This window comes from Microcystis sp. M083S1 (assembly GCF_020246405.1).
GTDB classification, from domain to species: domain Bacteria; phylum Cyanobacteriota; class Cyanobacteriia; order Cyanobacteriales; family Microcystaceae; genus Microcystis; species Microcystis aeruginosa_C.
The window spans coordinates 1-13,955 of sequence record NZ_JADBTB010000095.1 but is presented as its reverse complement, the minus strand read 5'-3'; the positions used below and the strand labels follow the sequence as shown (position 1 = coordinate 13,955).

The 13,955-nt window shown below is 42.5% G+C and carries 11 protein-coding genes and 2 pseudogenes; 7 read left to right on the top strand and 6 right to left on the bottom strand.

From position 1 onward, the window contains the following. Positions 1–133: 133 nt before the first annotated feature. Positions 134–435 (top strand): annotated as a pseudogene (locus tag IM450_RS22690) (IS630 family transposase); the annotation flags it as partial. Positions 436–602: 167 nt separating this feature from the next. On the opposite strand, the gene IM450_RS09450 reads toward IM450_RS22690, so the two are convergent. The 3 genes from IM450_RS09450 to ltrA all read right to left on the bottom strand — a co-directional run bounded on the left by IM450_RS09450 (position 603) and on the right by ltrA (position 3,431). Then, positions 603–1,277: an HAS-barrel domain-containing protein gene (locus IM450_RS09450; RefSeq protein ID WP_002800325.1), complete on the bottom strand. Its 675-nt coding sequence runs from the start codon at positions 1,275–1,277 to the stop codon at positions 603–605. Positions 1,278–1,279: 2 nt separating this feature from the next. Beyond that, the gene (locus IM450_RS09445) at positions 1,280–1,474 is read right to left on the bottom strand and encodes an NAD(P)H dehydrogenase subunit NdhS (protein ID WP_002759298.1); all 195 of its coding nucleotides are present in this window, start codon (positions 1,472–1,474) and stop codon (positions 1,280–1,282) included. Between the two features lie 100 nt (positions 1,475–1,574). Beyond that, on the bottom strand, positions 1,575–3,431 hold the full coding sequence (gene ltrA, locus IM450_RS09440; RefSeq protein WP_287664245.1) for a group II intron reverse transcriptase/maturase: 1,857 nt from the start codon (positions 3,429–3,431) through the stop codon (positions 1,575–1,577). Between the two features lie 807 nt (positions 3,432–4,238). Between ltrA and IM450_RS09435 the strand changes: the two genes are divergently transcribed. Beyond that, positions 4,239–5,918 carry a DnaJ domain-containing protein gene (locus IM450_RS09435; RefSeq protein ID WP_287664243.1) on the top strand — a complete coding sequence of 560 codons (1,680 nt, stop codon included), beginning with the start codon at positions 4,239–4,241 and terminating at the stop codon, positions 5,916–5,918. A 450-nt stretch (positions 5,919–6,368) separates the two neighbouring features. Here IM450_RS09435 and IM450_RS09430 read toward each other — a convergent pair whose 3' ends face one another. Both IM450_RS09430 and IM450_RS09425 read right to left on the bottom strand, forming a co-directional pair. Next, positions 6,369–7,649 carry an HhoA/HhoB/HtrA family serine endopeptidase gene (locus IM450_RS09430; RefSeq protein ID WP_190537833.1) on the bottom strand — a complete coding sequence of 427 codons (1,281 nt, stop codon included), beginning with the start codon at positions 7,647–7,649 and terminating at the stop codon, positions 6,369–6,371. Between the two features lie 507 nt (positions 7,650–8,156). Then, positions 8,157–8,924 (bottom strand): DUF6816 family protein, encoded by a 768-nt coding sequence (locus tag IM450_RS09425; protein WP_287664239.1) that lies wholly within the window; start codon positions 8,922–8,924, stop codon positions 8,157–8,159. 35 nt (positions 8,925–8,959) lie between these two features. On the opposite strand from IM450_RS09425, the gene era reads away from it, so the two are divergent. The 5 genes from era to IM450_RS09400 all read left to right on the top strand — a co-directional run bounded on the left by era (position 8,960) and on the right by IM450_RS09400 (position 13,646). After that, positions 8,960–9,916 carry a GTPase Era gene (gene era / locus IM450_RS09420; RefSeq protein ID WP_002750870.1) on the top strand — a complete coding sequence of 319 codons (957 nt, stop codon included), beginning with the start codon at positions 8,960–8,962 and terminating at the stop codon, positions 9,914–9,916. Between the two features lie 197 nt (positions 9,917–10,113). Further along, on the top strand, positions 10,114–10,791 hold the full coding sequence (locus IM450_RS09415) for a uracil-DNA glycosylase family protein (RefSeq protein ID WP_287664235.1): 678 nt from the start codon (positions 10,114–10,116) through the stop codon (positions 10,789–10,791). 3 nt (positions 10,792–10,794) lie between these two features. Further along, entirely contained in the window at positions 10,795–11,340 is a 546-nt protein-coding gene (rsmD, locus tag IM450_RS09410) for a 16S rRNA (guanine(966)-N(2))-methyltransferase RsmD (protein ID WP_004163586.1), read from the top strand. Between the two features lie 619 nt (positions 11,341–11,959). Beyond that, complete coding sequence (thrC, locus tag IM450_RS09405; RefSeq protein ID WP_002750866.1) at positions 11,960–13,264, top strand: threonine synthase; 1,305 nt, start codon at positions 11,960–11,962, stop codon at positions 13,262–13,264. Positions 13,265–13,370: 106 nt separating this feature from the next. Next, positions 13,371–13,646 carry a MoaD/ThiS family protein gene (locus tag IM450_RS09400; protein ID WP_002735127.1) on the top strand — a complete coding sequence of 92 codons (276 nt, stop codon included), beginning with the start codon at positions 13,371–13,373 and terminating at the stop codon, positions 13,644–13,646. Between the two features lie 170 nt (positions 13,647–13,816). Here IM450_RS09400 and IM450_RS09395 read toward each other — a convergent pair. Continuing rightward, a pseudogene (locus IM450_RS09395) lies at positions 13,817–13,955 on the bottom strand (DUF29 domain-containing protein); the annotation flags it as partial.

Below are 13,955 nucleotides of genomic sequence, written 5' to 3'. Positions count from 1 at the left end.
TTCAGGTGGTCAATTACCTAATTTTCAGGGAAAAAATCCCTAAATTTTCCCCCCAATCACTCCAATGGTAGGCACTTTTTCAGGGAAAAAAAGTCTAAAAGCCTTATCCAACAAGGTTTTTAGATTTATTCAGCAAACCCCAATTAATAATTATAAAGATAGACAAACTTATTATGGTGCATTAAACTTGTTAGAGCCAGATTTAATTTTAGAAAAATATCCCAAAGGATTAGCAAAATCAGACTGGAAAATTACTTGTGAACTTTTTGCCCCTTATGCGCCAGAAGAAAATCCACTTGAAGCAATTTGGTTTCAATTAAAAAATTTGCTCAGGAGGTTTTATCGTTTCGGCAAAAACTTTAAGATTATTAATCTTTTATTTGAATTTTTGCCAAATATAATCTTTTCAAATTTCCTAACTTGAAAAGATTTTAGGTTTGCTATATATTCACTGGGTAGAGAATGTTATCTAGAAACATTTCCTACATTTCCGAGAATGGCCAAGGGTTGCTGATTTTTTTTAACCACAAAGACACAAAGGACACAAAGAAAGGGAGTAAGGGATTTCCACCACTCTAAGAGTGCCAAGAGAGCCGAATTATCTAAGGACTAATATGAATTTGACTGAGAATATAACGCAAGCGATCATAATCATCTTTAAGTAAAACACTTAACTGTCTGCCCACATTGACTAACCATTGTTGATCGGCTTGACGCAATTGATACATCTGACGGATAGAAGCGGCTGCCAAAGCTTCCACGGGAGTATTTTTGACCTGTAATAAAATTCTTAAAAAGTCTAATTGTTCACTAAAATAAACTACTTCTAACGACTCACATTGATAAACCGCCTGATGAATTTGTGGGGGCCGGGGAGGAATATATTGATAGATATAACCTCGCCCGGCACCATTGCCATTAACTTGTCCTGGCAGGGTTTCAAAACCGACAATAGTTGCCCGAAATTCCGTTTTTAACATAGCGAAAATCTGCGGCTGTTGTTCCCGCAATTCAGCCAAAGACAACCCCAAAGCTCTAGCGCGATGTACCGAATCGATGGGTGCAGTGGTGGCAAAGGTGACAATCCCAAAAATCTTATTACCCGTTTCTTCATCGTAGGCTTTCACCCAACTACCAAAAGCGGGCATAAAAGGAAAGTTTAACTCCTCTGGTTCCAAACATTGCGCCAAAAACTCGGTCGTCGTCGTCTCGATAACTTCGGCGATATGATCGGGATGGCGGTTATCCGTGGCCAATTGCGGTAAGGGTGGACGCATGGTTATTTTTTGCCTTTAGCGGGGGCAATAATTACTTCTTCTAATTCCGAGAGATTAAAGGTAACTAACTTATCCCAGTTGCCCCCCTCAAAAAGAACGGCCACTTTCCCATCGCTTAAACGCTGGGCTAAACCTTCAAATTTATAGTAGGTATCATCGGGATTGGTGACTCGAACGGTACTACCTGGCAAAATCATAGGATTGACGACAAAATTATAATATTAGGGGTCGAGAAGGTCGTCACCGACCTCCCCTCCCATTCAGAACCGTGCGTGAGACTTTCGCCTCACACGGCTCCTAGTTTGACTGTTCCCTTGTTAAGGATACAGCTTGACTTCCTTTGGTTAACCTTGTATTATCTAGTTTGACTTCTGAATTTGTCAAACCAGATAGATTTAGGCTTCCATCGGATGCCGATTTATCATCGTGACAGTGGCGGTGTAGTAATTGAAGGTTTTTATATTCATCCTTTCCGCCTAAGCTGAGAGGGTGAATGTGGTCAACTTCAATTAAATCCGATGGGGTGAAATACTGCCCACATCGGCTACACTTGCCTTGTTGCTTCTTAAGTAGTTTAGCTACTCTTGTCGGTGTGTCGATTGCTTGTCCTCGTCTGGTCGCCCAGTAAGTCCAATTTCCGTCGAATGGTGAAGCGTCGGGGCGTACTAGGGTATGTCTGACAATTGGTGTCCAATTATGTTGCCATAAATGAAGACCATCATTGGTCTTAAATAACCAAGATTCTTGCCTTTCTTTCCCATTGCTGAGTTTAACTGTACCCGGTCTAAAGTGGTTTCTCAGCTTTTCGTGGTTCGCTTTACCGCATCTTGATACTGTCCATGCCCTTAACATTAACCAGATTGTATTGTCTAGTTTATTGAAGGTATCCATAGATACTACTCCTGAGTAGTAGTTAGCCCAGCCTTTAATGATTGGGTTTAGGTGACTAATCAGGGCTGATTGAGGTGCTGTTTTGTGTTTTTTGATTACACCTTTAATCGCTTCTGTGTGGGCTTTAACTGCTTTTTGGTTGGGTTTGATGTGGGTTTTGTGACCAATTAATTGGCTTCCTCTCCCTCCTGTTTTCCCAGATTTGTATTTTCCTACTGGATATTGCCTGATATTGAATCCTAGAAAATCAAAACCGGGTTCTTCAGTTTTCCCATTGTACTCAATGGGGTTGAGTGTATGACACACTCTGGTTTTTTCTGGTTTGAGTTCTAATCCAATTGGTTTTAACCATTCAGAAATGACAGTTTTGCACTGTTCAATGATTTCGAGTGATGGTGAAATCACTACGAAGTCATCGGCGTATCTTATTAGAACAGCTTGAGTTTTACTACCCTTTTTGGGGAATAGTGTTTCGATTAATCTTGCCATTCCATCCAGTGCGATGTTAGCAAGTAGTGGACTTATTACCCCTCCTTGTGGTGTCCCTGTTTCTGTTTCTTCAAATACGCCTTTATCCAATACTCCTGCTTTGAGCCATTGTTTAATGTCTCTTTTCAAGGCACTGGGACAATGAATTTTTGACAGTAAAAAGTTGTGATTAATTCGGTCAAAACACTTGGCAATATCAGCATCTAATACAAAGTAGCTACTTTTATTAATGCTGAGGTATATCCTTGATATTGCGTCATGGGCCGACCTTCCGGGTCGGAAACCATAGCTGGTTCCTTCCATTTTTGACTCCCATTCTGGTTCAAGTGCCGATTTAATCAACGCTTGTCTAGCTCTGTCTTTGATGGTTGGTATTCCTAATGGGCGTTTTTCATCCCTGCCTGGTTTAGGAATCCACACCCTTCTTAACGGTTTTGCTTTAGTTGTTCCCTTGATTTCCTCAGTTAGATTTAGCCTTTGTTCTGGGGATATTGCTATCACTCCATCGACACCTGCTGTTTTCTTTCCTTGATTATCTTGATTATCTTGGGTTACTTTGCGAACTGCTAATAGACGAGCATAGTATGATTTCACCAATAGACGTTGCAACCTTCTAACCTTTGCATCCTGTCCCGATTTAGCCGCTTGGTATATTCTCTTTTGGAGCTTGAAAACATATCTTTGGATTTTCCCCCAGTTGATAGCTTTCCATACATTCGTAGTCTTAGTGGTTTTCGGTTTCCCGAATCCTTTACCTTCTCTCGATTTCGTCATATAGACTCCTACTAGACTCTATCCTTACAATCAAACCGTAACCCGTCAGCATATCCTGACTATTACCGTCAGGCGTTGGCTTTTGGTTACATCTCACACCCTTGAAGGCTTGCGCTTACACTTGTCACTACTGGGTATTTCGACCGATACTCAGAGCCTGAAAGGGCTTATCACGTTCCGTTTATATGGGCATTCCATCTTTAGATTTGTCCTATCCATCGGGGTACTTTTAAAGGTCTGTGTAAGTGAGTTAGCAAATTCCTTACTTTTCCCCTTGTTCTTTTGAACGCAGTGTGTCAGCCTATTTCACTACTAGCTAATTACGATGGTTCAGGTCGGACATTCGGTTCACACCTAATCATGGATGGTTGGCAGTGGTCTCGATTCTGGTGTTAGGTTACACCTCGGAGCCTTCCGTTCCCCGCTTCAGTCCCAGAATTGTGATTTCTGAATCTGGGGGTGGCTATCGCCGTTACTCTCACCTTTGTAGCAATTGTAAATAATTGTTACAGAGTGTTTTGACCTTGAGTCCCCTTGCCTAGTTTGGTATCGAGTGATACTAAACGTCGGGACATATAAACAGTTATAAGGTTGGTCTGGGTTGACCTCTTAGATTCAGTCGGGGGACTGAAGACCTTACTAGGCGGTTATTTCGGGCATTTGGCTCCCTATTTCATGCCTAAACGTTTCGCACTACTGTCTCATAGCTTATCAAAAATTAGTTATCAGGGGGTCGGTCGTCGATAACAAACTAGGCTAAACTCTATAGGAGAAACCCGATGAATAACTTGATTATTTCGGAAAAATATGGCTAAAAAGCTCGATTTTGTTATTCCCGCCATCGGTGGAGTCACAGGAGCTAATTTATCTGCTTGTCTGGGAAATATCGGCTTAGTCGGCGGATTTGGCGGTATAAGCGTCGGTTTAGTGGGAATGACGGGGATTGGCATCCTGACAAGTTCGGCAATTTATGCCAGTCTGCAAGGACTAGAAACAAACGATCACAATGTCGGGTTAGCTTTGGGAATAGGAAGCCTTGGCGGAATCGGTATCTACTCTACCTTTGGGGGTGTGGGAGTCGCGGTTAAAGGTACAGCTTTCGGTGTTGGTGCTGGTTCCATGGCGATCGCTGGTGGGATAGTCGGGTTAGGAGTCTACGGACTGATGAAAATGTTATCTCCCACCTACTCCGACAATAATTTTTATGGCAATCTAGAATTTTTTGATCGCATTACTAGAGAGTACGAAGAAGCTTTATTTTGGCAAGAAGTTACGGGGAAATATAAAAATCTAGAGGCAGAACTACAGGGACTTTTAGAAGAAGTATCTGTTCAGGAAAATCAACAGTTAGATTCTACAGAAATTACTATGCCAGAGCGTTTATCTTGGCAGTGTTTCCAAACCCTTAAAGGTCATCAGGCAAATATTGGGGCGATCGATGTTAGTCCTGATGGTAAAATTATCGCTAGTGCGGGAGAAGATCAAACCATAAAACTTTGGCAGCGAGAAACGGGTAAATTAATTTATTCCTTTGTGGGAGTTAATGAACCGCTCCAAACTCTGGCGATAAGTCCTAACGGTAAATCGATTATTGCTGGTGGATTAGATGGCAGAATTAGTCAGTGGCAATTAGAAACTAAGCAGTATAAAAGTAGTTTTTTCGCTCGTGTAAATGCTCCCGATAGCCACGATGGTGTAATTTTACAATTAGCTTTTGCTGCCAATGAAAGATTTATTGTTAGTGCTAGTAATGACAAAACTCTGCGAATCTGGGGTTATCATACAGGAGAATTAAAGCGAACTTTAATCGGTCATGAGGAGGCAGTTAATACCTGTGCTATTAGTCCCGATAGCCAAATTATTGCTAGTGGTAGTGATGATAAAACTATTAAATTATGGCGATTTGATCATAGTTATGCTTATCAAACTGTTATCGGTGACAGGGCAGCCGTTAACAGTTTAGCTTTTAGTAATGATGGTCAATATCTAATTAGTGGCGGTAGTGATAAAACGATTAAAATCTGGGATATAAAGACAGGAGAAATTATTAAAAGTTGGCAGGCACACGAGCAGGCAATTATTAGTATTGCTATTAATCCTCATCGCCATCTAATTGCTAGTGCTTCCCGAACAGAAATTAAAATTTGGCAAGGACAAACAGGAGAATTAATTAAAATTTTACGGGGAACTGCTCCCTTAAAATTTAGTCCTGACGGTCAATTTTTAATTACAGGTAGTTATGGAGGTAAGGTAAAAATATGGTCAGAAATGTTAGGAGAATTAGAAATATTGCCCTCCGATTCCGAGGATTGGTGGGAGGTTTTAGAAATTTCTAAGAATGCCAGTTTTTCAGAAGTTAAACAAAGATATTATCAGCTTGCTCGTCAGTATCACCCCGATCACAATTCCTCCGCCATGGCGATTAAAATTATGCAAAAAATTAATCGAGCTTACGAGCGGTTTTTATTTTCTATCTCGCAACAGTAAAATTGTGAGCCTAGGGTCAAGTATTTAACTATCTTTCGATTCTCCCTTAATCCCCCCTTGATCCCCCCTTAATCCCCCCTTGATAAGGGGGGTGTCGATCCCCCCTTAATTTCCCCTTGATCCCCCCTTGATCCCCCCTTGATAAGGGGGGTGTCGATCCCCCCTTAATTTCCCCTTAATAAGGGGGGTGTCGATCCCCCCTGCCCCCCTTGATAAGGGGGGTGTCGATTCCCCCTTAATTTCCCCTTGATAAGGGGGGTGTCGATCCCCCCTTGATCCCCCCTTGATAAGGGGGGTATCTGATAATTTTTAACGACTACCTACTTATCTCACCATTAAGATAAATGCTATAATTATTCGATTCAAGAGGCAAAAGTAAAACCAGAAATATAGAGAGCTTAGTAACAAGCTCTCTATAAAGTTTAGGTATTCTACCACTTATCTTCCAGACTAGGATCTGTTAGCAGTATTCAAGCTACCCACTTGAATATTCAGATTAATTTTTTGTCCTTCCCGGCTAATTTCTACGGGTAAATTATCGCCGATTTGAGTATTAGCCACAATTTCCTGAACCGCATCGGGATCGGTGACATTCTTACCACCTACAGACTTTAACACATCACCCGATCGCAATCCTGCTGCTGCGGCAGGAGAATCTCTCATCACCCGCACTAACAAGACACCAGAATCATCGGGGATAGTCCAATTATCAGCCATAGGACTATCGGCTAATTGTTCTTTTACCTCTGGGGTTAACTGCACCATTTGAACACCGAGATAGGGATGTTCCACCTTACCCGTGGCGATTAATTGTTCAGCGATTCTTTGGGCAGTTTTAATCGGAATAGCAAAACCTAAACCCTGGGCATTTTGAATGATAGCAGTGTTAACTCCGATAACTTCTCCCCGAGCATTTAACAAAGGTCCGCCGGAATTTCCGGGGTTAATTGCCGCATCGGTTTGCAGGAAATCCACCCGTTTATCACTAGCACCAATTTGGGAGCCATTGCGTTCCTTGGCGCTAATAATCCCCGTGGTGACAGTGTTATCTAATCCCAAAGGATTACCGATAGCAATTGCCCATTCTCCCACCTGTAAACTATCAGAATTACCTAATTTAACCGTGGGTAAATTGCTCGTTTCCACCTGTACCACTGCCACATCAGTTAAAGGATCACTACCTAAAACTTTACCATCAATAGTGCGACCATCTTTGAGGGTGACAGTCACCTTATCTGCTCCCTCGACAACGTGAGCATTGGTGATAATTTTACCGTCATTACTGATAATAAACCCCGAACCTGTACCCCTTTGAACTTGTCTTTCTCCTCGCTCGGGTATTTGGGAACCGAAGAAGCGACGGAAAACAGGATCGTTAGCAAATTCCGAAAAATCACCGCCTCCATTGACTTCCCTAGAAGCATTAATTCTTACCACCGCCGGCCCCACTTCTTGCACCACAGAAGCGACAAAATTGGTGGGAATAACCAGAGACGAGGGAGCGGCTGCGGCTGCTGTGGAGGGGCGAGGATTATTGGTAGCGGTGGCAATATTTTGGGCTAATTCTAGAGGATTTTGACTGTAGGCGTAGGTGGCACCGATACCTAACCCGGCACCCAAAACCAGTAAGGAGGAATAGGCAAAAAGTTTTTTCATTGCAGAAGATTTGGAGCGTTTGGGATTGCCTTCGTTGAGCGGGGAAATATTATCGTTAAAAATATTGCGAGTCATAGTTTTTATTGTTTAACCATTTTGAGAAGGGAATAAAAGTCAGTCCTAATAATCGTGGGTGTGAGAGGAGTGTTTTGGAAAACGGCTTGGGACTGACTATCTCTAATTTAGGTGGGGGATATGAACTTACTGTGACGCAGACATGAACTTTTGATTGCAAGGTCATTGTCCTATCAGTATTCAGTATTCAGGAGTCAGGAGTCAGTATTCAGGAGTCAGGAGTCAGCTTTTATTTCTTCTCCCCCTCTCCCTGCTCCCCAATTCATAATTCATAATTCATAATTCCCCTTCTCCCCAACACCGAACCCCCCACTGATACTAAATCCGTTGAGTATAGGCTACTTATGAGGACAGGCAAAAGGCAAAAGGCAAGAGGGGAAATAAATAATCAGTTTTTAATAACCAGATTTAATATGATTACTGATCACTAAAAGGATCTCCCTATACTTTTTCAACAGGATGGGGAAAGACTGCGCCGGTTTCAGCAGGGTTTAACCACTGGTAATATTAATCTTTCAGCAACTCTAAGCGATAACGATACAAAGCCACAGGACGATTCGGCGCTTGGAAAAAATCCGGCGATTGGGGAGAAAGATAAATGGCTGTCACCTGATCGCCTAGAATTTTATTAGGAGATAATAACTGATAGGCGGTGGTGGTTTCCACCTCATTAAGATACGTGTTGGTTTCTCCCCGGAAAATTTGTTGACTGATTTCTGTGGCAATAAATTGATTTTGGCTAGGAGTTTCGCTATTTCTGGCAATTACCGTGGAAATTAGTTGATGAGCGCCGCGTAAAAAGGTAATCTGACGATTGGGATTATTAGGGTCAGTTTTTACCGATAATACCGATTGATTACCTAAGTAGGCGCGACTAATTGCTAAACCATTAAAGGATCGATCGGCCACAATTGATGGTTTACTGATAATGGTGGATAAAAAGGCAGCATTTATCGGTCTGGACATAGCTTTCTCGATGAATCTCACCGGAAACTCGATCGATTTTTCTAGGTAACGACGATTACTTTCAAAACCAGGTGTGATAATCTGGGGAGCAAGAGGAGCGGTTAAATCGATTAGGGTACTGGTGACAGTCCAATTGCCCACCATCCAATCGGGATAAACTAAATCTCCACTGGCAAAACTAACCACTGGTTTAGTCATCCAGCGAGGATAATTAGTTAAGCGATCGCTTAAATTTCCCGCTATAGACAATTCTAAATGGTTACTACAGCCTAGAATCAATACTAACAAGAACAAAATTATCCTTTGCATGGGTAAAAATATTTTTTAAGTAATATTCTTTAATTATGAACGATTTTATCAACTCCCAAGCCTTTAATCTCGATTCGGCAGTAATTCCCATCGCACCCACTGGTTTTAAATCCGGTTTTATTGGCATTATTGGTCGTCCTAATGTGGGCAAATCCACCCTGATGAATCAATTAGTGGGACAAAAAATCGCCATTACTTCCCCCATCGCTCAAACTACCCGCAACCGTTTGCGCGGCATTGTCACCGACGAGCGCTCTCAGATGATTTTTGTCGATACCCCAGGCATTCACAAACCCCATCACGAATTAGGCAAAGTTTTAGTTAAAAATGCCGAAAACGCCATAAATTCTGTAGATTTAGTTTTATTTGTTGTCGATAGTAGTAATTTTTTGGGCAATGGCGATCGCTATATTGCCGATTTACTGACTAAAAACCAAACTCCCACGATTTTAGGGCTAAATAAAGCCGATCAGCAACCGGAAGCCCCGGAGCCTATCGACGATAGTTATCGCACCTTAGCGGCGGAAAATAACTGGCCTCTGCTCAAGTTTTCGGCACTGGAGGGGACGGGAATCGAAGAATTACAAAATCTGTTAATTGATTTCCTCGAAGTCGGTCCCTATTACTATCCCCCCGATTTAGTCACCGATCAACCGGAAAGGTTTATTATGGGCGAATTAATCCGCGAACAGATTTTACTGCAAACTCGTCAGGAAGTTCCCCATTCTGTGGCGGTGGTGATTGAACGCGTCGAGGAAACTCCCGCTTTAACCAAGGTTTTTGCCGCCATTAACGTGGAACGAGCTTCCCAAAAAGGGATCGTCATCGGTAAAAATGGCAGTATGTTAAAAGCGATCGGCTCTTCCGCGCGATCGGCTATTCAAAAGTTAATCGCTGGGGAGGTATATTTAAAATTATTTGTGAAGGTAGAACCGAAATGGCGACAATCTCGCTCACTTTTAGCAGAATTTGGCTATCGCACCGAGGAGTGAAGGGAGCGGGGAATTATGAATTATGAATTATCAATTATGAATTGGTGAGCGGGAAGAGGGAATTATGAATTATGAAGTGGGGAGAAAAAATAAAAATAATCTCCTGACTTCTGAAGACCGACTTCTGAAGACTGACGGCTGATAATTTTCACTTTTGTAGTAGAATGGAGAACCACTAATAACTGATTTCTGGAATAATGGCCGATATTACAAACCTAATCAAACAGGTACACCAAGAGGCAAAAAAAGAGGATTTTCCCATCGATACCCTGATTTACCAAGAGGCAAAAAAAGACCCCCTTGAACCAGTTTTGTATGCTGGTAATCTTGCTAGTCAGTTATGCTTTTTTGGCCGGGATTTAGGACGAGATGAAGTGTATGCGGGACAACCTTTGATCGGGGCTGCCGGTAGAATGGTAAGAGAGGGATTTTTTCAAGCTTGGCAGGGGAGAAAATCCCATGATCGTCAAGAGTTATTATCGGTGTGCGATCGAATTTTCCTAACTAATACAGTTCCCTACAAACCGCCTGGTAATAAAGCTTATTCTGGGGAAGTGAAAGATCGTTTTCGTCCATTTATAGAAAAACTGCTCGTTTTTTATTGGCAAGGTGATCATATCATTCCCCTTGGCACGGAAGCTTTTAAATGGTTTGAACCCTACGGTAAACCCAGAGAAGTAGATAAATTCTATCTTGATAAAGAACGCTTTACTAAAAAACTGCTAGTTACCCTTACCGCTACCGATGAACAGGGATTAAAACAGCAAAAGGAAGTGACTTTATTGCCTCTCCCCCATCCCTCTCCTCTCAATCAAAGATACTATGCTCTTTTTCCTGATTTATTACAAAAAAGATTAACTGAATTTGCCTTTTAACCGATGAGAATTTACGGCAATCGTCCCATAAAAACCCTAGCAGGACAATTAACCCGTCCGACGACAGCAAGGGTGCGAGAAGCTTTATTTAATATCTGGCAACAGAAATTATCCGGCTGTCGTTGGTTGGATCTTTGTGCGGGTAATGGTTCCATGGGTGCGGAAGCTTTATGTCGAGGTGCGAGTCTAGTAATCGGAATTGAACAATCAGGACGCGCTGGCGAAATTATCAAGGAAAATTGGCGCAATTTAGCAACTTCTCCCCAGCAATTTCAAGTAATTCGGGGGGATGTACTGACAAAGTTAGCCACTTTAGCGGGGAAAAGTTTTGATTTAATTTATTTTGACCCTCCCTACGAAAGCGGGTTATATTTACCGGTACTAACTGCCATCTCTCAATCTAATTTATTAGATTCTCTGGGGGAAATTGCCGTGGAACATAATCCCAAATCTTGGCAAGCAATTAATCTAGAAGGTTTAACCATTTGTCGTCAAAAACGCTACGGCAATACTACCTTAACTTTTTATCAAAAAACAGATGTCTCCTGACCACTGACTCTTAAGGTTTGATCCCCCCTGCCCTCGTAGGGTTGATTCATGAATCAACCCTACCTTGAATCAACCCTACCTTGAATCAACCCTACCTTGAATCAACCCTACCTTGAATCAACCCTACCTTGAATCAACCCTACCTTCCTAGGGAGAAGGGAGAATAAATAAAAATAGTCTCCTGCTGGAAATGGTCAACTTTATTTGGCAGTCCAGAAAAAATTATTATTTCTCAACAAAATCACATAATTTGTCACTTTTCTTGACAATCATCCTGAGTAAAGCGAGAAACTTTCTGGCAACCGCAGTTAATCGCCCCCCTTTTTAGGCTATTTAAAGAAAAATTAGGGTTTATTTCGATAAAATTAGCAGTAAATAGGCTGTAACCTCCTAAAAAACTTAAATCCCTTCTCCTAGTCCTTTTTTTGACCTAAAACTACCCCGAAGTTTCCTGACACGGCAGCCGAACTCTCTCCCCTTAACCCTTGCTGCTCCCCAGAATATCACCTAGTTTTTGTATAAATTTATACCCGACAAAAATAGTCGGGTATATTTGACACCAAGATTTTGCCGGTGATAGGATGTGTGTAGATTCAGTTGACGGCAAGACAGGAAAATCATGACCCTAGCGACAAACATCAAAACCTCAAAATTCATCCCCACCTTTACCCGCTTGGTTTCTAAGGAAGGAGGGACTTCTTACCCCCTGAAAGCGCTGAATATCTGCGAAGAAACCTTTGCCCCCCTAGAAGTGGACTACGATTACGACCTCATCCGTCGCACCGTTACCAGAGAAAGCATTCAAGCAGGTCCAAATTCCATCTGGCGCTATCGTTCCTTTTTGCCAGTGGAAAGTGAAAATCCCATCGATGTGGGTACGGGTATGACTCCCCTAGTTAAATCCCACCGTTTAGCTCGGCGCTTGGGTCTAAAAAATCTCTACATTAAAAATGATGCCGTCAATATGCCCACTCTCAGCTTCAAAGATAGAGTGGTATCCGTCGCCCTTACCCGGGCCAAAGAATTAGGTTTTACTACCGTTTCCTGTGCTAGTACGGGAAATCTGGCCAATTCCACCGCCGCTATTGCCGCTCACGCCGGTTTAGACTGTTGTGTTTTCATTCCCTCCGACTTAGAAGCGGGTAAAATTCTCGGCACCCTAATCTATAATCCCACGGTCATGGCAGTTAAAGGCAACTACGATCAAGTTAACCGTCTCTGTTCAGAAGTGGGCAATACCTACGGTTGGGGTTTTGTCAACATCAATCTGCGTCCCTACTATTCCGAAGGTTCCAAAACTTTAGGCTTTGAAGTGGCTGAACAATTAGGCTGGAAACTCCCCGACCATATTGTCGCACCTTTAGCCAGTGGTTCCCTCTTTACCAAGATTTATAAAGGCTTCCAAGAATTCGTCAAAGTCGGTTTGGTGGCAGATAAAGCAGTGCGTTTTAGTGGCGCTCAAGCGGAGGGTTGTTCCCCCATTGCCCAAGCTTTCAAGGAAGGACGGGATTTTGTCGCCCCAGTTAAACCCAATACTATCGCCAAATCGATCGCTATTGGTAATCCCGCCGATGGTGTTTATGCCCTTGATATTGCGCGTAAAACTGGCGGTAATATTGAATCCGTCACCGATGCCGAAATTATCGAAGGTATTAAACTTTTGGCAGAAACGGAAGGCATTTTCACAGAAACCGCAGGCGGTACGACTATCGCTGTCTTGAAAAAATTAGTAGAAGCGGGTAAAATCGACCCCGAAGAAACCACGGTCGTTTATATCACCGGTAATGGTCTAAAAACCCAAGAAGCGGTACAGGGTTATATCGGTGAACCCCTGTTAATCGAACCGAAATTAGAAAGCTTTGAACGGGCCCTGGAACGTTCCCGCACCCTCGAACGCCTCGAATGGCAACAGGTTCTCGTCTAGAATTGATGTTCGGGGATGATGGGGCAATTATCCTCTTGCCTCATCTCCACAAGCAATTTAAATTCGCGCGCAGCTTACCGTCCTTTCCACTTTTTCCTTGATATCTATGGCTGTAAAAGTTCTGATTCCTACTCCCCTGCAAAAATTTACAGAAAATAAGGCTACCATCGAGTGTAGTGCTAGTAGTGTCGGTGATTTAATCGAATCCTTAGAAGCAAGTTTCCCCGGTATTAAGGCCCGCTTATGCGATGAAGAGGGCGCACCCCGGCGCTTTTTAAATTTCTACGTCAACAGTGAAGATATTCGCTTCCTCGATGGGACAAAAACCCCCTTAAAAGATGGCGATGAAGTCAGTATCGTTCCTGCGGTGGCTGGAGGTTAACCTCCCCATAAGTTTGTTTTCCGTCAATTGTAATTAAACCCCTAGAAAGTGATGTTTTCTGGGGGCTTTTCTTCAGGTAAGTTTTAGTTAGGTTTGCCAGAAAAACCTAATCTTTGTGTCCTTTGTGCCTTTGTGGTTGTTCATATTATTATAAGCTGAGACACATTTGGTCAATTGCCATAGAAGTTCTCATCTAAGATTTGCTCTGGCAAGAAAGGACAAATTTGAGGATAATCATTTTCTGGGGGAATCCGAACACCAAATTGAGCAAGTTTCCCTTCCTTAATTGCCACTTGACGAGCATCTGGA

Excerpts from the sequence above, each read along its gene's own strand:
- IM450_RS09425 (WP_287664239.1), bottom strand. The coding sequence starts at position 8,924 with ATGCAAAGGATAATTTTGTTCTTGTTAGTATTGATTCTAGGCTGTAGT.
- IM450_RS09430 (WP_190537833.1), bottom strand. The coding sequence starts at position 7,649 with ATGACTCGCAATATTTTTAACGATAATATTTCCCCGCTCAACGAAGGC.
- IM450_RS09450 (WP_002800325.1), bottom strand. The coding sequence starts at position 1,277 with ATGCGTCCACCCTTACCGCAATTGGCCACGGATAACCGCCATCCCGAT.
- IM450_RS09435 (WP_287664243.1), top strand. The coding sequence starts at position 4,239 with ATGGCTAAAAAGCTCGATTTTGTTATTCCCGCCATCGGTGGAGTCACA.
- IM450_RS09400 (WP_002735127.1), top strand. The coding sequence starts at position 13,371 with ATGGCTGTAAAAGTTCTGATTCCTACTCCCCTGCAAAAATTTACAGAA.
- rsmD (WP_004163586.1), top strand. The coding sequence starts at position 10,795 with ATGAGAATTTACGGCAATCGTCCCATAAAAACCCTAGCAGGACAATTA.
- era (WP_002750870.1), top strand. The coding sequence starts at position 8,960 with ATGAACGATTTTATCAACTCCCAAGCCTTTAATCTCGATTCGGCAGTA.
- IM450_RS09445 (WP_002759298.1), bottom strand. The coding sequence starts at position 1,474 with ATGATTTTGCCAGGTAGTACCGTTCGAGTCACCAATCCCGATGATACC.
- ltrA (WP_287664245.1), bottom strand. The coding sequence starts at position 3,431 with ATGACGAAATCGAGAGAAGGTAAAGGATTCGGGAAACCGAAAACCACT.
- thrC (WP_002750866.1), top strand. The coding sequence starts at position 11,960 with ATGACCCTAGCGACAAACATCAAAACCTCAAAATTCATCCCCACCTTT.
- IM450_RS09415 (WP_287664235.1), top strand. The coding sequence starts at position 10,114 with ATGGCCGATATTACAAACCTAATCAAACAGGTACACCAAGAGGCAAAA.